Origin of the sequence: Microcoleus sp. K5-D4 (genome assembly GCF_036704575.1) — a bacterium.
In the GTDB taxonomy this organism is placed as follows: Bacteria; Cyanobacteriota; Cyanobacteriia; order Cyanobacteriales; family Microcoleaceae; genus Microcoleus.
This window is the reverse complement of record NZ_JAUBSD010000017.1, coordinates 32579-52604: the sequence shown is the minus strand read 5'-3', so window position 1 is coordinate 52604 and position 20026 is coordinate 32579. Positions and strand designations below refer to the sequence as shown.

The 20026-nt window shown below is 47.2% G+C and carries 18 protein-coding genes; 6 read left to right on the top strand and 12 right to left on the bottom strand.

The annotated features are described in order from the left end of the window. Positions 1-163: 163 nt before the first annotated feature. Positions 164-520 (bottom strand): zinc ribbon domain-containing protein, encoded by a 357-nt coding sequence (locus tag QUA77_RS07955; RefSeq protein WP_333060437.1) that lies wholly within the window; start codon positions 518-520, stop codon positions 164-166. A gap of 322 nt (positions 521-842) precedes the next feature. Here QUA77_RS07955 and QUA77_RS07950 point away from each other — a divergent pair, with 322 nt between their 5' ends. Together QUA77_RS07950 and QUA77_RS07945 are read left to right on the top strand one after the other, a co-directional pair. Next, on the top strand, positions 843-1424 hold the full coding sequence (locus QUA77_RS07950; protein WP_333036150.1) for a hypothetical protein: 582 nt from the start codon (positions 843-845) through the stop codon (positions 1422-1424). Positions 1425-1725: 301 nt separating this feature from the next. Next, on the top strand, positions 1726-2199 hold the full coding sequence (locus QUA77_RS07945; RefSeq protein ID WP_333036148.1) for a TspO/MBR family protein: 474 nt from the start codon (positions 1726-1728) through the stop codon (positions 2197-2199). Positions 2200-2336: 137 nt separating this feature from the next. On the opposite strand, the gene QUA77_RS07940 is transcribed toward QUA77_RS07945, so the two are convergent. The 3 genes from QUA77_RS07940 to hslO form a co-directional block, all read right to left on the bottom strand. Beyond that, positions 2337-2747: an ester cyclase gene (locus QUA77_RS07940; RefSeq protein ID WP_333449778.1), complete on the bottom strand. Its 411-nt coding sequence runs from the start codon at positions 2745-2747 to the stop codon at positions 2337-2339. A 59-nt stretch (positions 2748-2806) separates the two neighbouring features. Then, on the bottom strand, positions 2807-4870 hold the full coding sequence (locus QUA77_RS07935) for a hypothetical protein (protein WP_333449777.1): 2064 nt from the start codon (positions 4868-4870) through the stop codon (positions 2807-2809). Between the two features lie 246 nt (positions 4871-5116). After that, positions 5117-6016, bottom strand: a complete 900-nt coding sequence (gene hslO, locus QUA77_RS07930; RefSeq protein WP_333449776.1) for an Hsp33 family molecular chaperone HslO — start codon at positions 6014-6016, stop codon at positions 5117-5119. Between the two features lie 645 nt (positions 6017-6661). On the opposite strand from hslO, the gene QUA77_RS07925 reads away from it, so the two are divergent. Next, on the top strand, positions 6662-7315 hold the full coding sequence (locus QUA77_RS07925; RefSeq protein WP_333449775.1) for a Crp/Fnr family transcriptional regulator: 654 nt from the start codon (positions 6662-6664) through the stop codon (positions 7313-7315). A gap of 18 nt (positions 7316-7333) precedes the next feature. Here the strand turns inward: QUA77_RS07925 and QUA77_RS07920 are convergent, their stop codons facing one another. Beyond that, entirely contained in the window at positions 7334-9583 is a 2250-nt protein-coding gene (locus tag QUA77_RS07920) for a CHAT domain-containing tetratricopeptide repeat protein (RefSeq protein ID WP_333449774.1), read from the bottom strand. A gap of 143 nt (positions 9584-9726) precedes the next feature. Between QUA77_RS07920 and QUA77_RS07915 the strand changes: the two genes are divergently transcribed. Next, entirely contained in the window at positions 9727-9954 is a 228-nt protein-coding gene (locus tag QUA77_RS07915) for a hypothetical protein (RefSeq protein ID WP_333036140.1), read from the top strand. Between the two features lie 389 nt (positions 9955-10343). Here QUA77_RS07915 and QUA77_RS07910 read toward each other — a convergent pair whose 3' ends face one another. After that, positions 10344-11564: an FtsW/RodA/SpoVE family cell cycle protein gene (locus QUA77_RS07910; RefSeq protein ID WP_333449773.1), complete on the bottom strand. Its 1221-nt coding sequence runs from the start codon at positions 11562-11564 to the stop codon at positions 10344-10346. A gap of 36 nt (positions 11565-11600) precedes the next feature. On the opposite strand from QUA77_RS07910, the gene QUA77_RS07905 reads away from it, so the two are divergent. After that, complete coding sequence (locus QUA77_RS07905) at positions 11601-12023, top strand: EamA family transporter (protein WP_190734960.1); 423 nt, start codon at positions 11601-11603, stop codon at positions 12021-12023. A 111-nt stretch (positions 12024-12134) separates the two neighbouring features. On the opposite strand, the gene QUA77_RS07900 is transcribed toward QUA77_RS07905, so the two are convergent. The 4 genes from QUA77_RS07900 to QUA77_RS07885 form a co-directional block, all read right to left on the bottom strand. After that, on the bottom strand, positions 12135-12338 hold the full coding sequence (locus tag QUA77_RS07900; protein ID WP_006634929.1) for a phycobilisome linker polypeptide: 204 nt from the start codon (positions 12336-12338) through the stop codon (positions 12135-12137). Between the two features lie 265 nt (positions 12339-12603). Continuing rightward, positions 12604-13089, bottom strand: coding sequence for an allophycocyanin subunit beta (gene apcB, locus QUA77_RS07895; protein WP_006634930.1), 486 nt, complete (start codon positions 13087-13089; stop codon positions 12604-12606). 176 nt (positions 13090-13265) lie between these two features. Next, complete coding sequence (gene apcA / locus QUA77_RS07890; RefSeq protein ID WP_333036136.1) at positions 13266-13751, bottom strand: allophycocyanin subunit alpha; 486 nt, start codon at positions 13749-13751, stop codon at positions 13266-13268. 505 nt (positions 13752-14256) lie between these two features. Then, positions 14257-14406 (bottom strand): hypothetical protein, encoded by a 150-nt coding sequence (locus tag QUA77_RS07885; protein ID WP_333449772.1) that lies wholly within the window; start codon positions 14404-14406, stop codon positions 14257-14259. A gap of 409 nt (positions 14407-14815) precedes the next feature. Between QUA77_RS07885 and QUA77_RS07880 the strand changes: the two genes are divergently transcribed. Continuing rightward, positions 14816-16018 (top strand): hypothetical protein, encoded by a 1203-nt coding sequence (locus QUA77_RS07880; protein WP_333449771.1) that lies wholly within the window; start codon positions 14816-14818, stop codon positions 16016-16018. Between the two features lie 324 nt (positions 16019-16342). Here QUA77_RS07880 and QUA77_RS07875 read toward each other — a convergent pair whose 3' ends face one another. Then, the gene (locus tag QUA77_RS07875; RefSeq protein ID WP_333449770.1) at positions 16343-17608 is read right to left on the bottom strand and encodes an ABC transporter permease; all 1266 of its coding nucleotides are present in this window, start codon (positions 17606-17608) and stop codon (positions 16343-16345) included. A gap of 303 nt (positions 17609-17911) precedes the next feature. Continuing rightward, positions 17912-19732 (bottom strand): efflux RND transporter periplasmic adaptor subunit, encoded by a 1821-nt coding sequence (locus tag QUA77_RS07870; RefSeq protein WP_333449769.1) that lies wholly within the window; start codon positions 19730-19732, stop codon positions 17912-17914. Positions 19733-20026 lie beyond the last annotated feature (294 nt).

Sequence of the window (20026 nt, the reverse complement as noted above, 5' to 3'; positions counted from 1 at the left end):
TAATATTATGTCCGGTGGAGCGTTTTGTTTCCGTCGGCATCCGCATAATATAATCGGAATAATATAGGAGTTGTCAATCGGATAAAAGACAGGACACGACACTGCCGTGTCCCTACCCAATATCTGTAATTCACTCAACTGAAAACTTGATTATTGTGGATTCTCAGTCTTTAATCGGCTTACCATCTCGATTGACAATACGGCTTTCACCATCCTTAGCCGTGACATTTTCATAAACCCCTTCATCCCGCTTCACGTACTTGCTGAAACCCGAATTTTTATAATCGGTGTCGGATGTCGGCTTCATCAACCTCGGAGCGCTCAGCAGCCGGCGTACCGGAGCATCTGCGGGAGTCTCCCCTGGTTCGCACTTAGCCAACTCGCACAGTTGACCCCAAGTGGAAACTTCCAGGTTCATGCTGTGCCAAACTTCTAACTGCTGGTTGTTTTCGGGACACAAATAATCGTATACAGGCATACTAAGAATCTCGTTTGCAACTACTAAAATTACTAATTGCACGGTTATTGAGAATATTATAGCTCAACATTACTAATAATTCAACCCTAAAAATCAAACTTTACTATTTTTAACGGTTGTTGAAACCTTAAATCAGCTATATTATTAACCCTGTGTGCTTGCTCCCGGATGCGATCGAGACAAAGCTCAAAAGTACCCTGAAATCCTCTGACTCGATCCAACGATCGCACGATCGACGCCTAGCAAATGCCCGCAAGACTTCCGTGGATGCCGTCAAAGGATTGATCATCATTTTCAGACTGTACGCAAATCACAGATTCTAAGTTTCAATTTTATTTATTTACTCACCAGCGAGGATTTACCGATGAGCGATTTCAAAGTTACGCCAGAAGTAGAGCTGAACACAGCTCAAATGTTAGAGCGATACGAACTGCAAGATGAGACAAATCTGCGGCGTTGGGCAAAACTGCACGGCATCAACAGCACTCGCGGTTTCTTCTATCCGAGTGAAGTAGATTTGATGGATCACGCTCACCACCATCTTTACAATTTGGGAATGAGCATTGCTGACTACCAAAGTCTTTTAGATCGGCGCCGCAGCCATTCCCAGACATCAGGCGACCAAAATAAAACAGTAGCAAGTCAAGTTGCTGACGAAGCATACGATGCCATAGAAACCCTGACAGATCAGTATGCTGAAGCTATTGATTTAATGGGAGAACGTATAGCAGACCATTTCATAGATGAACTCGATTTATCTGTGATGCGACACCTTTCTCAAAAAGTCAAAGACCGCCGCACTCTCAACGGTCAAACTAAAAAGCCTAACCGTTTTCTCCAAGTGATTAAAGCCGTGTTGCAACCGAGCAGCGAAAATACGCTTTTGATTCCCAAAAAAGAGAATGACTCTAGTTTAGAATTAGAACAGCATCATCGGCTCGGCTAGTCGCCGATTTTTTTGAAAGACTAAGAGACTTTTTGTTCAATTTACTGGTCAAATTTACTGAAAAGCCGACCCTAACCCTCCCCTTGTCAAGGGGAGGGAGCAAAAGTCATATTTTTTATATTATGAAGCGGAATTGAAGACAATACATTGAGGTTTCCCAGAAGTATAAATTACTTTTCAACTAATGTTGGGTTTCGCAACTCAACCTAACCTAATATAACTAGGGACAGATGGCGCGATCGCCAAAATTAGAGATAATATCTGCTGAATTGAACCTGTCAACCTCGCCCAAGGTAAAAAAATGATTAAATCCTGGATGGTAATTGGAGGCGTCGCCTTTGTAGTAGCTTTAGCTGCTAACATAATCGCGCCCAGCGACATCCAATGGTTCAACCGCTTGCAGCGTCCGAGATGGCTAGTATTTGAAAAAGCAATTCCCCTAATTTGGACAGTAATTTTTATTTGTGCAGCTTGGTCAGCAGTGATTGTGTGGGAAAAAGAACCAGGAACTCAGGAGACTTGGCTGAGAATGGGTTTGTACCTGCTTTTAGAAATAGTAACTATATCTTACACCTCGGTTATGTGCAAAGTTAGGAGCCTAAAAGTCGGCACCATAATCGGCGGAACGGGGGCTATTTTAAGCGTTATCCTCGCTTTAACGGTGTTGCCAGTTTCGGAGCCGGCCGCCCTGTTATTGCTGCCTTACATACTTTGGAGTCCGATCGGCACTTACACCACTTGGGCAATGATGCACCTCAATCCGGCGGATGTTTAGGATCTGGAATTAGTCCTTTTAGTGGGATGGCAAGCATCGGGAAAAAGCACTGTTTTTCGGTAGTCTCTAGCTGCAACGCAGGTTTGAGTCAGCAAAGACTTGATGCCAAATAATTGTACAGTTGCACAACTGGAAGCTTATGATATCGGTAGCCCAAGCTGCATGAACCAAGTGTGCTTGTCTATGTAACCGCGTTGAAAATGGATTTTGCCATCAACAATATGAAAGAAGCCACAGCCTTTTAGCGTAAAACTTTTGCCAGTTGGTAGGTTGCCACCAAACTCACCTAGAAATGTTCCGCCACCAGTCCACTCGACGATCGCCCACTCGCCATCCTCAAACAGATTCTCAACGTGCGTGTAATTGTCTGGAAAGGCTTGGAAGAAAATAACAAAACTCTCAAGCAATGCCTCACGACCGTTTAGAGGATCGCCAAAGGCAACTTGATGGTTCTCTGCATCGTCGTGATAAAGCTCGATCAGGGCGTGAGGGTCACGAGCGTTATAAGCAGAAACCCAGTCTTGAAGAACTTGCTTGGGCGTTTTCATCTTTGGTTCTCTAATACAGATAAGTAAAGATATTAGTTAGCACCTTCTCACTCTCAAATTTACCGACTCGGAGGGCTGCTCGGAGGCTCAGTTTCCGGGGGATCGGGAGGGGGAGATTCAGCATCGGGAGGATTCAGCGACTCCTCCCAAACTTTGATTTGCGATCGAGCTTGCTCAAAAGCCCGAGTACCCGAGGGAATTTTCTTCAAAGTCGCGATCGCCCCAGCCAGATCCGACGACGACTCTTCCACACCAAGCGCCAAAATTCGCTGGCTCCACTCATCAATCGCCTCACTCGCCTGCCACCGAAGCGAACTCGACTCCGGCACCTGAAGAGCCAGCCCAATTGCCGTTTGCAGAGCCTCCGCAGTCCCCGCTCGGGCAGCCTGACGGGCGTTCTCCAAACCTTGCTCGCCCTGAAATTGAGCCTCCCAAGTCCGAATGTTCGATCGAGCTTCCTCATAAAGCACCCGTCCCGATCGAATCCGGCGGGCCATCTCAATTGCCCCCGCCAAATTGCCGCTCGCCGCTAGCTGCTGAGCTCTATCCAAAAACGGCTGGTCAACAAGCCGCTGTCTCCTCTCGATCCAAGCTTGAATTTTGGTTTGAGCTTCCACGTAAAGCGCCCTACCTCTAGCGATCCGAGAAGCTTGAGCAACGGCCGCTTCCAGAGCATTCGGATCGCCTGTACTTGCCAAATCGTTCGCTCTTTGCAAATACGGACTGTCTTCCAGCAGCTCGATTTGACGGCTCAAGGTGCTAATTTGACTGCGAGCTTCCGAAGCGCGGGGATTTGATTCCGGGACTGTTTGCAATTGCGCGATCGCAGCCCTCAAATCATTTACCCCACCAGGCGCCGCCAGCCTGCTTGCCAAATCCAAAACTTTCACATCAGCCATTTCTTGTTGCCAGCGGCCGACTAAATCTTGAGCTTGTTTGTATAAAGGGCGGCCGGACTTCAACTTTTGAGCAATCTCGATCGCCTTGGAGAAACCCTCAACAGAGCCAGTCAAAGCCTGAGAAGTAGCATTCGCCAACTCATTAAAATCCTGTACTTGTTCCCTTAAATTTGCCGACTCTGGAATCTTGTTAGCGATCGCCATCGCCTCCTGCCAATCCCCTGCTTGCAAGCGTTTTTGGGCGATATCCAGAATTTTCTTGCTAAATTCCGCGATTGCCTTATTGGCAGCTTGATACAAATAACTGTTTTGACCAATTCCCTGAGCCAGCTTAATCCCCGTCACCAGATTGTCGAGACCTCCCTCGGAGGCAGTATTCCGGGCTTTTAGCAACTTATTGCCCTCAGCCCGAGTCGTCTGAATTAGCTTAGTCAATTCCTCGTACTTAGCCGATTCCCAGAAAGTATTTCCCAAATCCAAAAGCAGAGTAGCTTGGCTGAAAGCCAGCGTCCACTCTTCCTGGCGCAAGTGGTCTTCAGCCGTGCGGTAAATTTTCTCTGCATCGCTCCATATCGACTGCCACTTTTCAATCTGCTTTTCCATCTTCGGGTAAGCGGGAACGTTTTTAGGCACCTTGCGAGCGAGCGCAATCGCCTCATCCAGCTTTCCTTCTTGGAAACTAGCATTTCCCAGCCTAAGAATATCCTCCGACCACCGATCGATTTGAGTGTTAATTCTCGGCCGCAGGGGATGGTTTTGTGGCAAAGCATTCACTAATTCGATCGCCCTGAGCAAATCATCCGCCGTCCGCTTGCTTGCTGCTTCTTGAGCACAAAAAAAGCGATCGTTAGCAGAAGCCGTTGGCCAAAAAATCTTTGAGCAATTGGACTGCGAGGTCAGGTTGAGTAAAGACGCAATTGCCACAAACCCCATGCCCACCGATAGCATCAAACTCAGCGCCAGCCAAAACTGCCACTTATTCGACCAGTTCCGCCAAAACGGATTGTGTGTCCCCGGCGGCTGCGAGTTTTCCCCAGACAAATTCGGCGGTAGTTCCAGATGCCCTCCCGGCAGTTTTCCCGAAGTAACCAACTCTCGGAGCTCTTTAAGTCGTTCAGCCCGGTTTTTCCTTGCTGGTAAGCGCACCAGCGACGAAGTATCCTTTGTTGACTCCAAGGATTCTGATGCAGACCAACGGCCTGGTATTTTGCGATCTTGACTCATATCCTCACCACAAACAGCAACCAGCCAGCGTTAGTTATTTAAAAACTGCGAGCGCTGCTATCAACTGCTCTATAAAATGTATTCATCACTTTTACATACTCCCGTCGGCCCTAGACTGCAAGAGCCGATCGCCAAACCGCCAAAATCTAAATTTTGTGATTAGGTAATTGATAATGCGTAATTGGCAATTGGTCAAGGCCATCATCCCTAACTCGCACTCAATAGAGCCAATTACACATTATCGTCTCAAGAACCGGAGTTTGAGCGCAAATCGCCGATCAGTTCCGCAAGTTGGTCGCTATTAGCTTTGTAAACCTCGTTGCAGAAATGGCACGTAGCCTCAGCCCCCCCATCTTTTTCAATCATGTCTTGGAGTTCGGCTTCGCCCAACATTTTCAAAGCTCCCAAAACTCTATCGAACGAACAGCCACAGTCAAAGCGCACCATCTGAGTTTCCGGGAAAATTTCCAGGCCCATATCTCCCAGTAACTCTTCGAGAATCTGGTGCAGCGTTTTGCCCGATCGCAGCAGGGGCGTAAAGCCCGACAATTGAGCAACTCTAGATTCTAAAGTTTGCACTAATTTTTCGTCCGTTGCCGCCTTCGGCAGAACCTGCAACAGCACACCCCCAGACGCTTCTACCCCGCCCGCCCCTACAAACACCCCCAAAACTAGAGCCGAAGGCGTTTGCTCCGAGGTTGCCAAATAGTGAGTCAGATCGTCGCCAATTTCGCCGGAAACCAATTCCACCGTACTTGAATAAGGGAATCCGTATCCAACGTCCCGCACCACGTACAAATACCCGTCACCTATTGCCCCGCCAACGTCGAGTTTGCCTTGAGCATTGGGCGGCAATTCCACTTCGGGATTCTCCACATAACCTCGAACTGTTCCATCGAGTCCCGCATCAATCAGAAGCCCGCCCAGCGGCCCATCTCCTTTGATGCGAATGTTGACTCTCGATTCGGGCCGTTTCATGCTGGAGGCGAGTAACAGCCCTGCCGACATTGTGCGGCCGAGGGCCGCTGTAGCCACGTAGGAGAGCTTGTGCCGCTGTCTTGCTTCTTCGGTGAGGCGGGTGGAAATGACGCCTACAGCGCGAATTCCGCCCTCTGCGGCTGTAGCGCGAATTAATTGATCGGCCATGAAAAACCTTACTTTGTCTTTTGATACCTTCTTGAACTATTTTAGAAGTTCTTGAAGGTTGTGGCAGCAGATAGCAGCAGTTGACTCGGCGGGCCTGGGAGTGCGATCGAACTTCAGAACTCGCCTCTGTTTTTTATAAAACCTCGATCAACCAACTATTTATTAACCAATACTCTGATTGATTCTTCCACTTAAATATTTATTTAATATGCCCGCAATAACGACTGCATTTATTTTCCATCATCTACCCGGTTATCAGTCCTTTTATAACAACTAACAACTACTGACTAATGACTAACAACTCCTGACTAACAACTAAAGCTTATCGTAAGGATTCAGGTCACTGAACTCCTTGCTGGGCAAAGACTTTAGATCTGGAGCTTGATGCTAAATAAATCTCTATTCTCAATAAAAGACCAAAAATGACAGTTTTTCGTCCTTTATTGACAATCAACCACGAAAGGCAAAAACCCTTATTTTGCCCTACAACCCTTGCCAGACAAGCGTTGGAGCCGCAAGTTTTTAGACCTGAATCCTTACAGCTTATCTTGGCGCTAACCAGACGATTACCAAACCTTTACCTTGGCCGGCTAGAGTGAGATGCGTAGGTCTAAGACCGATGTTTTTTAGCTGGAAATAAGGGATATGCCACCAACATCCAAAGCACTTTTAGCGGAAGTCCAGCATAACACAGGAGCGAGCCGAAACTTGCATTTCTATGCCAAGGGCGAAACCATTCCTATGATGTCGCACGGTCTTTGGCGAGTCTGTCAAGGTCTAGCACAACTAAGCACGCTTTATCCAACCGGGGAAGAAGGACTGTTGGGTTGGGTTGGGCCTTCGATGTGCTTCGGTTTGTGGTTGACAAGCTTGCAGACTTACCGAGCTACGGCGACATCAGATATTTATTTGATGTGGTATTCTATGGTGGAAATCGAAGCTTCTCCTCAATTGTCTCACGAGTTGCTGCCTCAAATGGTACGGCGGCTGCGGCAAATGGAAGCAATTTTAGCGATCGCCGGACAGCGGCGAGTAGATGACCGTTTGTATCAGCTACTGCTATTATTGCAACAGGAATTCGGTCAGCCTGTGGTTGAGGGAACTCGTTTGAATATTCGCTTGACACATCAAGATATTGCTAATGCGATTTGCACGACGCGGGTAACAGTAACGCGAATGCTGGGAAAATTGCAGCAGCAAGGGTTAATCAGTCGAGATGGCGATCGGCATTTAATTCTTAACAAAGATGTTTTTGCGTCCACATCGGATTTGTTTGGCTGCAACCCTCAAGCAGTGTAGCAAGCGCCGAAAAAAATCTTATTCTGCTTCGCCAATCAGCGTAAACGCCGCCCAATCTTGGGGATTTGGGTGCATCTTCATTGTCATCAGCATCGCTTGCCGCAAAGCTTGAGCTTTATTCGAGTTTTTCTGTAACTGGCGATAGAATTCTGCCATTAATTCCGCTGTCGGCTCATCGGGCACTAACCACAGAGAAACGATAATACTGGAAACACCAGCACTAATTAAAGCACGAGATAATCCAAGCACACCATCACCTGTGAGTTTTCCTCGGCCAGTATTGCAAGCACTTAATACCACTAATTCAGCATTTAATTTTAAATCCAAGATTTCGCTCGAAGTCAGCAACCCATCATCATTTCCTGATGGAGCAAGGGCAATCGCTCCCGGTAAATCTCGTCTCTTCACTTCATTGAGTAATCCGTGAGTTGCCAGATGAATAATTCGGGCTTTTAGCATCTGTTGAACAACCGATGCTTTAGTCGCTTGAGAGCCTGTAATCGGTTTAGTATTAAGAATTTGGGCAATTGTAATTGCTTCCCGTTCGCTGCCCGGTAAGGGATCTAATTGGCGCGGCGGTGTGCCAATTTTGGGCATAATTGGATTGCCTACAACTAAGTTATCCTGGAGAGAAAGTTGTCGGACTTTTTGCCGTGATTGGCGGGTTAACTGCAAAATTTGAATGGCGGGAGCAGTGAGGATGGTATGTTTTTCAATCAAATATTGACCTGTCGGATCTTGTAAGGCGACAAAGGGAACTAAAAACAGGGATTGATGGGGAATGAAGATGATAGGAGCATTCGGGTCAGTAGGTAAAAGATCGGCAATGGGTTGAATGAGTAGTTGATAACTTTGCTGTAATTTGGGGTAGATTATCCGAGAATTAGCAGTAATAGAAGCAGGGGGATTAGCTGTTTGTTTATTGGGAGTGTCCCCCGCCGATACACCCAGAGCCTCGCGAGTGCCGCGAATCATCTCAGCGATGGCGGTATCTCGATCATTTAATCCTCTCGTCCCCAGAGCAGCAGATACTCTTGCCCCTTCGGTGACTTCGGGTAGATTGATGTTAAGAGATTTGAGGTCAACGAAGCGAAAGGTAATTTCACCAGTCGGCTTGATGACCCAAATATAAAGGGCTTGATTCCCAATAGTTGAATACTCGACGAGGGTAGCGTTTTGCTCTTTAGCGATTTGTTGAATTTGCTGGATATTGGGCGGGTTGATAGTAGGTGTGACAGAGGCAGATGGGGCTTGGCGAGATGCCAATAACTCGACAAAAGCTCTGGCTCTACCCCGTTCGGCAATTTCTAAAGCGTCATTAGTTTTTTTCTGAGCAATGAAGACTTTTTGTAAAATGCCGTAGACCCTAGTTTGAGTTTCAAATATTGACACTTTATTGGCATCGTCTAATCCAGCACGGAGAGATTCCCAAACTTTAATACTATCAAGTAGGGTTTTCTCTGCTGCTGCGAGATTGCCAGATTTGGAGAGAGCAAGTCCTAGATTGTTGAGAGCCCCCCCCTCGTTTAGGCGGTCTTTTATTTCTCGCGCGATCGCCACCCACTGTTGAGCGTACTCGATCGCTTTGGCGTAGTCGCCGAGGGAATCGTAAGCAATTCCCAGATTTCCCAGAGATGTCCCCTCGCTTTGGCGGTCTTTTACTTCTCGCGCGATCGCCAGCGACTGCTGTTGGTAGTCGATGGCTTTGGCGTAGTCGCCAAGGGAAAAGTAAGCACTTCCCAGATTTCCCAGAACCGCCCCCTCACTTTGGCGGTCTTTAATTTCTCGCGCGATCGCCAACCACTGCTGTTGGTAGTCGATGGCTTTGGCGTAGTTGCCGAGGAAAAAGTAAGCATTTCCCAGATTTCCCAGCGCCGCCCCCTCGCTTTGGCGGTCTTTAATTTCTCGCGCGATCGCCAAGTCCTGCTGAACGTACTCAATGGCTTTGGCGTAGTCGCCGAGGAAATTGTAAGCATTTCCCAGACTTCCCAGAGCTTTCCCTTCACCTTGGCGGTCTTTAATTTCTCGATAAATTATTAGTGCCTGTTGCCAAGACTGCAATGCAGCTTGAAATTGACTAATCTGATACTGCTCAATCCCTTGGTCTAACAGTCGGTCTGCTTCAACTTTCCGCTCAGCTTGCGTTTGAGCCAAGGCCTGAGAATTGAGGATTTTAAATTGAGAATTAGGGATAAACCGAAACTCACCTACAGTCAGCGCCGCTAAGATTGAGATCAGTCCCGACAATCCAATTTTTTGCAGTTTCATAACTTTTGACAGGCCACTGGTTTGAATATCCACTTGACACATCAAGATATTGCTAATGCGATTTGCACGACGCGGTTCAGTTGACTGTTGACTGTTGACCGCACGCGGGGCGACTTCTAACTGGAAGGAAGAGGATTCGAGTAATGAATAGTCTTCTTTTAATTTCTCCCGATCGGGCTTTGGGCTTTAAACCAATTCTGTCTGGTAACAGTAACGCGAATGATGGGAAAATTGCAGCAGCAAGGGTTAATCAGTCGAGATGGCCATCTCGGCATTTAATTCTTAACAAAGGTGTTTTGTATCCGCCTCCGATTTGTTTGGCTGCAACCCTCCAGCAGTATAGCAAGCGACAGCCATTTGCATCTACATAATGCTGTCTAATATTAAAGCTCTCATCGAATTGCATCAGAATTGTCTGTCTTGATTTTCCTCCCCCTATCTACAGCCATACATTTGTAGCCAGAAAAGATATCATTAAGCGGTGCATTTATTTAGGAAAAAACTCAATGGCTAACTCAACTCAAGAAACACCGCAACCAGACAATAAAGAATTAACTGACATTACAGCTAAACCTCAAGAACAACAAGAAGAACCGCCCAATAAGGGTGACGGGCGGAAATAGTCGATCGCCCGGAATGACAGGGCCGTAGAAGGTAAAGAAACCGGGTTTTTTGACTCTTATTGAAGGTTTTAACCAAATATTTTGGTTAAACAACCCGGTTTCTAGCTACCCGCGCTTCAAAGAAATAACTTGACAAATTATTCGGTTTGTGTAGTTGGGTTGTTCGAGCGTAAGTTCGGCTTTCCCGGCTTTCCACGGAGGCCGTTTAAAGAAACCACATCCGCCTCAGAACTCTCCCTCGCCACCCGAATCAGCAACCCCGACAACAACAAACTTGCCAACATCGAAGAACCCCCGTAACTAAAAAACGGCAGCGGCAAACCCGTAGTCGGCAAAACCCCCGTCGCCACCCCAATATTCAGCAGCGACTGTCCCACCATCACCACCATCACCCCAATCGCCACCAACTGACTCTCACTATTTCGAGCCTTCATCGCTACCCTCAACGCCACAGTAGAGTAAGCCGCCAACATCAGCAACAGTGAGAAACCTCCCACCAAACCAAACTCCTCAGCAAACACAGCAAAAATAAAATCGCTGTACTGAATAGGCAAATAAAATAACTTTTGCTGCGACATCCCCAAACCCACACCCCAAACGCCCCCAGAACCCACAGCCAGGAGACTTTGAATCAACTGATAGCCATCTTGCATCGGGTCAGCCCAAGGATTGAGAAAAGACATAATCCGGCGGCGCTGATATTCCCTAAAACTAATACTTAAAACGGCTAAAAGCATTCCTCCCATAGCCGTTGCGCCCAACTGCAAGTAAGGCAAGCCCGCCGCCAAAGCCACCAACCACAAAGTCATCCCGCACAAAGCCGTGGTACTTAAATTCGGCTGCAACAAAATTCCCAACAGCATTGCACCGAAAATTAACAGCCAAGTTAAGCGAACTTTATTCGTCAACCGAGGCCAGTTGCCGAAAATGCGGGCGCTTTGGAGAACAAAAAACGGCTTAATCAACTCAGAAGGTTGAATAATCGGAACCGGGCCCAGAGATATCCAGCGAGTCGCCCCGTTGATTGTGGTTCCCACCCCCGGAACCAAGGTCAGCCACAGTAATCCCAGCAGCAACAAAACGCCTAACTGAGATGTTTTCATGATGTAGCGCAGTGGGGAGTACACCATCAAGTTAAAGCCGGCCAGCCCGATCGCCACTGCGACTAGCTGTCGTTTAAAATAATAAAGGCCGTCTCCAAATTCATAATTTGCAATGGGATAGGAAGCCGAAAACAATGCTGTCAGCCCTACAAACAGCCACAGAAAAGTCAGCCACCTCAGCCACCGGGCCTCAGCGGCCCATTGAGACGCGCTGGGGTCAAAAAATGGAATCAAGCGTCGAATGTCATTAGCCATAGGATTTTAGAATGATCTCAATAAACTCTAACAAAGATGGCTAAAGTACCAGATTGGTTAATTTACGCATTAATCTGTTCGCTATTATATGGTTTGTGGGGATTTTTTGGCAATTTAGCGACTAAATATATTGACTACAAAACTGCTTTTGTTTATGAAGCAATTGGCGCTATTTTAACTACTTTATTTATTATTTTCCACACTAATAATTTTAGTTTTGAGGGAGATGTTAGGGGAATTTTGTTTGCGATGGTAGTTGGCGTTTCTGGCACTGTGGCATCCTTAGTATTTTTTATAGCCCTTGGTAAAGGTGAAGTTGCCAATGTAGTGAGTGTTACTTCTATCTACCCGCTGATTACTATATTATTATCGTCTTTATTCTTGAAAGAGGCTATTACATTACCACAAATGCTTGCTGTTTTGTTAGCCATAATCGCAGTTATACTTTCTGCTTATTGAAATATTTGTCAATAGATTAGATTAACAACGCTGGACATTCTTCCTTTAAAATAACAAACAAAAAAGAGGTCGATGCGACCTCTTACCCCTCTACTAATCCAGCTTCGGCTCTTAAAGCAGGCCTGTATTAGCTCCGGGCTTACCGGTAGCCAGTTGCACTTTAATAATTCTGCCGCCCATTTTCATAATTCTTTGCTGTTCCCGGAACCAGTTGTCGTAAGGAACCAGCTTAGTAAAATAGGTATTTTGCAATTCGCGCTGAGTGCGGATGCGAGTTTGACTGGGGACGCAAGCAGTCACCTTAAACATTCTCATGGGAAACTAACTCCTGAGTAGGTTTACAGATTATTAGATGGATTTTTTAAAGATTGAAGGCAGGGAGTTAGGAGTCAAAACTAGCTCGTTAAAACTCGTCGGGCTTTCTCGACAAGCCTTTGACGGTCTAGCAATCACTCTCAACTTCCCTGACCTCTTTTCAAAGCCAAAGGTAACAAGTCCAAAGTTAAAAGTTAAAAGAGGCAAGAAATAAATGTTATTTCTTCTTCTTTCTTCCTTCTTCCTTCTTCCTTCTTCCTGAGTCTTAGCTCAAGCCAGAGCAGATGTAGTCGAAATAGACGCCCATTTCTTTACCAGCGTCAGAACCGACCAAACCGGCGGTGACTTCTTTCATTGCTTGGATTGCTTGTACGGTAGAACCGATGGGCACGCCCAAGGAGTTGTAGGTTTCTTTCAAACCGTTGAGCACGCGCTCATCGAGGATGGAAGGGTCGCCAGCTAGCATAGCGTAGGTGGCATAGCGCAGGTAGTAGTCCAAGTCGCGGATGCAAGCTGCATAACGACGAGTGGTGTACATATTGCCGCCGGGACGAGTTACATCAGAGTACAACAGAGACTTAGCAACTGCTTCTTTGACGATTGTGGCTGCATTGGCGCTGATGGCTGTAGCGGCGCGGACGCGCAGTTCGCCAGAAGCAAAGTAGTTCTTGAGCTTGTCTAGAGCGCTGATGTCCAGGTACTTACCTTGAACGTCAGAGGAATTGATAACGGCGGTAATTGCGTCTTGCATGGTTGTCTTGTTTCCTAGAAAGTGGCTGAGTCAGTCCAATTTTGGAGCTAGAATTTGGAATTTGGGATTTGGGATTTGAGATTTTTAACTGGCTGGTTATTTGCAAAAGCTTTTAACTTGTTGCCGGCAACCCCCAATTTTTCAATCTAAAATCGAAAACCTAAAATCAAAATTCCTTACTGCATCGCACCGATAACGTAGTCGAAGTAAGAGGAAGCTTCGGAAGCATCTTCTCCCGACAGCAGCGAGCTTGCTGCATTTTTCATAGCACGAACGCCTTCGGCGACGGCTTCAATCGGGGTGCCGAGAGATTTGTACATTTCGCGGACGCCGACAATACCGATTTCTTCGATCGGAGTAATGTCGCCAGCTACGATTCCGTAGGTAATCAAACGCAGGTAGTAGTCCATGTCGCGCAAGCAAGTTGCGGTCATTTCTTCGCCGTAAGCGTTGCCGCCGGGAGAAACAATATCAGGGCGCTTTTGGAAAAGTTGGTCGCCTGCTTGCTTGACGATGCGTTCGCGGGATTCGCTCAAAATTTGGGCGATGCGGACGCGGCGTTCACCAGAGGTGACAAAGCTCTTGATCCGATCTAATTCACCTGGGCTCAAGTAGCGAGCTTCGGCGTCTGCGTTGACGATTGATTTGGTGACGATACTCATCTTGTGTGTACCCGCTGGATATTTTGCTATATGAACTGCTCTGCGCTGAGCTAGCGAAGGCGGGCGCTTGCGTCCCGTATCTTTCCTGCTCAGGCAGGAGCTTTGACGGGGAAGGCTGGACTTTCCACAATCAGCAACTGTTGAAGTTGTTGGGGGGTGACTGCCTTCGGTGCTTAACGGCGCTGGTTCTTCACGCCGGTGCGCTTGTGAGTGCTCGCACTAAGCCTGTCGCTTACAATACCATAAATGACTGATGCGATCTTTAATTTATGATCAAGATTGCAGCAGGCCACTTAGTGGCGATCGAGTGACTGTCGGGCAGTTAGTAAGGATATTGCTTCTCTGACACAACTACCTCTCGCAAGTATTTTGAGGCATTATGTTCACATTCTGAGTGTTACTGTAATAGTTTGTAACATTCTTTTTCATATTTGGGCCCTCGCTTGGGTGTTCTCGGTTAAAATTTCACAGTTAAAAAATTGCTAAAATTATCTCGCAGCAATGCTTACAGGCGATCGAGCATTGAGCTGGAATTGTGACGGGCGACGGCGCAACCATCAAAGACTTTTCCCTCAGAGGGAGACAAGCGGGAGATGGGGGGAGACAGGCGAGAGAGAGGCGGGGAGAGGTGCGATCGTCTCACATCTTGTACCATTCTCGATAAGTCTTGGACGGGCGGGATATCTTGCCCATTGGTGTCAGTGTCAACTTAAGGTAACACCGATAGTCCGTCAGGGGTTGAAACCCCTGCCTCAAAGCGAAAGTCCTCTAAAAGAGGACTAAGGAATGATTCAGTCCTCTTTTAGAGGACTTTTGCTATTAGACAGGGAATTCATTCCCTGGCGGACTGCGGGGTCAGCGGGAGGACTGGCGGACTAAAAGCTTAAGTTGACACCAATGGTTCCTGCCCAACCCCTACTACCCACAATAAAACTCACTCTTTGTGTTTGTGCAACAGGCCGTCGGCGCTGTTCTCGATCGCGATGCCAGATATTAATATCATCGGAAATCGTAACTTTCGAGCTTGTAGCTAGATTTGACTCTCATTTTTAATCTGGTGCGCCGTGAAAAGAAATCTATCAGCCCTTAAAAAAGCTTTACAGTTTGGCATTAGCGGTGCTGTCGGCGGTTTCGTCGGCAATCTAATCACCGAACCTTTCATGCAGGGACTCACTGGTTCGGAATCTGTTTTTGACAGTGTATTGTCCACAGCTCGGTGGTTTGGATTGGTAGGCGGTGGCATTGCTACGGCTATCATGTTCGGCTATTATTACTATATCAAAGGCAAGCCTCAAATTAAACAAGCTTTAAAAAATGGCGGATTGTTTGGTTTAATAGCAGGAGCAATTTCTGGGGCGATCGCCGAAGGTATTTACAGCGGAATTGGCGACGGAAACAACGAATTATTACGAGTAATTTGCTGGGGAATAGCTGGCAGTTTGTTAGGACTGGGACTTGCACAGCGGATTCCTAATTTGGGAGCACTTCGCGGCATGGGAGGCGGCGGTGTTGGAGGAGTTTTGGGCGGCTGTTTGTTTATTCTGTTTGCTTACAATCTATCCGGTACAGCAGGCCGTTTAGCTGGGTGTGCGGCGATCGGTTTTTGGATAGGAATTATGTTGGTTGTAGCTGAAACTTTGTTCAACAAAGCTTGGCTGGTAATTAGTTATGACACCGGAGCAAATCGCACTCTCACTCTGGGTTCAGAACCGGTGACTTTTGGCAGTGATGAAAATTTGTCTATTATCTGCATTCCTAATGTTTCGCCTTTGGCAATGCGGTTTCAGTTGGAAGCAGGTCAAATTGTTTGCGAGAATGTGGATAGCGGAGCGGTTAGTTATTTGCGATCGGGCGACCAAAAGAGAATCGGCAACTGTACAATTACAGTAGGAAACTCGGACTTGCCAGCCCCAACATCGGCAAATATTCCGCCTACCTTTATATCAGATCAGCCCGTAGTAAATTCTTTTACCAGCGGTCAATTTTCCCTGAAATTAGGAAGTCGAGTTATTCCTCTGAGTGCGGGAACTCAACTATTCACCTCTGACATACCGAGTTTAACAGCCGCAGCATCTAACGGTCTTGTAGCTATAGTCACTTCTAGATCGAGAAACGAGCTTTCGTTAGGATTGACGAATTTGTGCGATCGCGCTTGGTGGGCTACAGACATTCAAGGCGATATAAAAATGGTAGAACCTGAAAGTACCCTGACTTTGGCGTTGGGAACTCAAATCGAATTCGGTGAATTAGAGGGCGAAATTGTGTAAGTAAGAGAGTAAGCTGTTGCACATTTAAACTGTGATACAAGCATTACCCTTGTTTTTGATTTTGCGACCCCATTTAATTACAGCACTTTCTGATGTTAGGAGGTAGGAGCGATAACGTGGAAAACAAGGCGTTGCTTAATCAGGGTATGAATCACCTTTTCGATTGAAGTTACAAAACTCACCCAACTTGGCTTAGAGCAATTGCGAAATCTTGAATTCATACCTGTATTCAGCAACGCCTCCGACCACTCGTGCGTCCACGACTATATTTGTCACACTGGCGTCCAGGACTGTTCAATTTAACTGGGGCCAACGTCACTAAGTTCAATCATTCCGCAAGGCTGCGATCGGATCTAAGCGAGCGGCATTCCGAGCCGGCAATACTCCAGCTAACAACCCGACGGTAAAAGACAGCCCAAAACCTGCTGCGATCGACCATACAGAAACCACAAACGGAAATTTGAACGCTGTCGAGGCCCCAAAGGCGATCGCAACTCCCAACCCAATACCCGCCGTTCCCCCCACCGTGGAAACTAAAATAGATTCCGCCATAAATTGAATTAGAATTGCTGCATTAGTAGCGCCTACGGCTTTGCGAATCCCGATTTCCTTAGTGCGTTCCACAACAGAAACCAACATAATATTAGCAATACCGATGCCACCAACCACCAAAGAAATTCCGGCGATCGCTCCCACCATAACCGTAAATAAACCTATCACATTACTGAAAGTATTAACGATCTCAGCTTGATTTACAACTCGAAAATCATCCGGTTGTGGCGGATAAATATTGTGGCGCAAGCGCATGATATTTTCTACTTGAAATTGAGCATCCGCTAAATCCGCTTCGCCGGCAGTTTCCAACCAAAAACCCGAGATCGCAATCCCCGCTAAAGAATTTCTCCCCACAATCCGCGAAGACATATTTTTCAGGGGAATATACACTCGATCGTCCTGATCGGTTCCCCCTACAGACCCCTTGCTTTCCATCACTCCAATAACCTTGTAGCGGTTTCCCTGAATGCGAATATCAGAGGATAGCGCATTAACTCCGGCTCCAAAAAGTTCGTCTCGCACCTTAGAACCGAGGACAACTACTGGCTCAGCAGCATTCAATTCATCCTCGTTAAAAAACCGTCCTTCTTGGGGTTGAATGTTCTTCACATCTGGATAGTTTAAATCCGTTCCCAAAATAGCAGTAAATGAATTTTGTCCGCCATAAACGACTTGCACTTGGCGCTGCAAATAAGCCGAAATCGCCTTAACTGCAGGAGCTTGTTTGCCGATCGCCTTAGCGTCATCCCAAGTAAGGGTAGTAGCAGAACCGCTTCCCTGACTGACACCGCCCGATCGCGAAGCGCCGGATAAAACCAACAGCACATTTGTACCCAAAGCCTTTAACTGTTCTTCTGTTGATTTTTGTACTCCCTGTCCCACCGAAGTAATGGCAATTACCGAAGATATCCCAATAATTACGCCCAGCATAGTTAAACTGGTACGCAACTTATTATTCCACAGCGCCTCTGTCGCCATGAACGCGATTTGAACATTAGAGATTTTGTTGGTGCGGGGGCAAGTCTGTAATTTCATGTTGTTTGTTATTTATTATTTATTATTTGGTGGCAACTTCTAAGAAGTATGCCTAAATTAGTCCCTAATTTATCACCTGACGATGCAACCGGAAACGATATGATTTGTGGCACGATCCGCCGGGGGTTGAAACCCCCGTCTCATAGCTAAAGTCGCTTGAAACCGACTGAAAATTCGTCTGAAACTGATGTATATCAACTAACTCTTCAGTCCTCTTTCAGAGGACTTTCGCTATGAGACAGGGATTTCAATCCCTGTCGGACTGTCGGACTCTCTCGCGGACTAACTAATGACTACTGACCACTAACGCAAGCGCGTTCCCCCACCAGGTTGCAAACCCGGAATTCCACCCGACGAGGGATTTTGGGATCTAGGCCGCAATCCCGGGGGGAAACTCATCAGCACTTTTTCATTTCCTTTCAAACCCGATCGCACTTCCGTCTTGTCATCCACCGTCACACCAGTCTTAATCGGCATAAAAGCAGGTTTACCATCTTCTCCACCGGGAACATAAACCCCCGATTCCCTTTGTTGACGGACAATTGCCGCAGTCGGAACTACCAAAACATTTTTGAGTTCACCGGCCTTAAACTCAACATTCACATTCATGCCCGATCGCAGCATTTGTTGATCGTCATTAATAATTGCTGCTTTAACCTCAAAACTTGTCACATTTTGCTGGACGATCGACTGAGGCGAAATTTGAGTGATTTTACCTGTAAAAGTCTTTCCCGCAAAAGCATCGGCTTGAATAGATGCAGCCTGGCCAATCTTAATCTGAGAAATATTAGTTTCTGCTACGTTTGCTACTAATTGATTTTTTGAAGCTAAGGACAAAATCGAAGAAGAAGTCGCCGAAGAAACCGCACTACCTGCCGTCGTGGGAGTCACAAAAGCGCCCGGATCGGCGTACTTGCGGGTGACAGTGCCGGTGAAAGGAGCCCGCAGCACAGTGTCGTCGATCTGCGCTTGAACGCTTTGCAGGCTGCCTCTAGCGGCGAGAACTTGGGCGCGGGCTTGGGCGATGTCTTCGGGGCGAGAACCAGCTTCTAGCAGCGCCAAAGCTTGCTGTTTTTGCTCCACTGCGGCCTGCCCCGCAGCGATGTCTTCCGAGCGTGCGCCCGATCGCGCCAAGGCCAAAGCTTGCCGTTTTTGCTCCACAGCGGCCCGCCCTGCTGCGATGTCTTCCGGGCGTGCGCCCGATCGCGCCAGGGTCAAAGCTTGCCGTTTTTGCTCCACAGCAGCCCGCGCCGAAGCGATTTCTTCGGGGCGAGTACCCGCTTGCAGCAAAGCTACAGCTTGTTCGGCTTGCCTGACTTGCGTTTGAGCTCGATCGCGCGCGGTGCGGGAGTTGTTCACAACTTGCAAAGCAATCGCTCCAGCATTATAGAGTTCCTGATTTCTCTGAAAGTCTTCCTCTGCTTGGTTTTTGGCGTATTCGGCATCTCTGAGTTTGGCGATCGCTTGGGCGATGTCTTCAGGCCGATTGCCCTTGAGCAATTTTTGTAAATTTGCCTGTTGTTCAGCTAGTTGTGCCTCGGCTACGGCAATATCTTGGGTTCGATTGCCGTTGAGCAATTTTTGCAACGTTGCCTGTTGTTCAGCTAACGCTGCCTCAGCTACAGCAATGTCTTGGGTTCGATTGCCGTTGAGCAATTTTTCTAGACTTGCCTGTTGTTCTGCTAACACTGCCTTAGCCACAGCAATGTCTTGGGTTCGATTGCCGTTGAGCAATTTTTGCAGGTTTGCTTCGGCGGCTGCGAGTTGTCCGCGAGTTTGGGTAAGTTGTCCTTGGAGGTTGGAGTCGTCCATGTAGGCGAGAATCTGCCCTTGTTCAACCTTATCTCCTTCCTTGACAAGCAAACTTTTGAGCATTCCTGAAGTTTTGGGGCTGACGTTAACGGAACGTTCGGGCACTATTGTGCCGTTTGCCGAAATTGTAATCGGCAGGTTCACCCTTTCGACAGCAACAGTTTTTTCCTTGCGCCTGGTTTCGCGGCTGGATTTGACTGTGAGTTGGCTGTAAGCTGTGTAGCCTACTCCTGCAAGCAGGGAAGCGGCGAGGAGTCCGCTAAGCCAGGGAGTCAGCTCTTTTTTAATCTGAAAGTGCTTTACTAAGTACATATAAATTAGACCTGATGGGTCTGTCTTGAATTTAGACCGAGCGGGAACACAAAAGGTTCAATTATGATATTTTTAGTTAGGACTAATCATTTGCCACTCACATCAACCGTTATGCCACAAGTCCTCTATGGGGGCGTGGCGGCAAGCTTATCTTTATAAGCACCTTCTTTCTGGTTGATTCAGAAGCGTTTAGGACTGCACCACAATCGTGGGAGGTATGATTTTGATCGAGTTCAAGATATTTACGGCGCAAATACGAATCTAGTTGGCAGAGACTATACTGGAAAATAATAG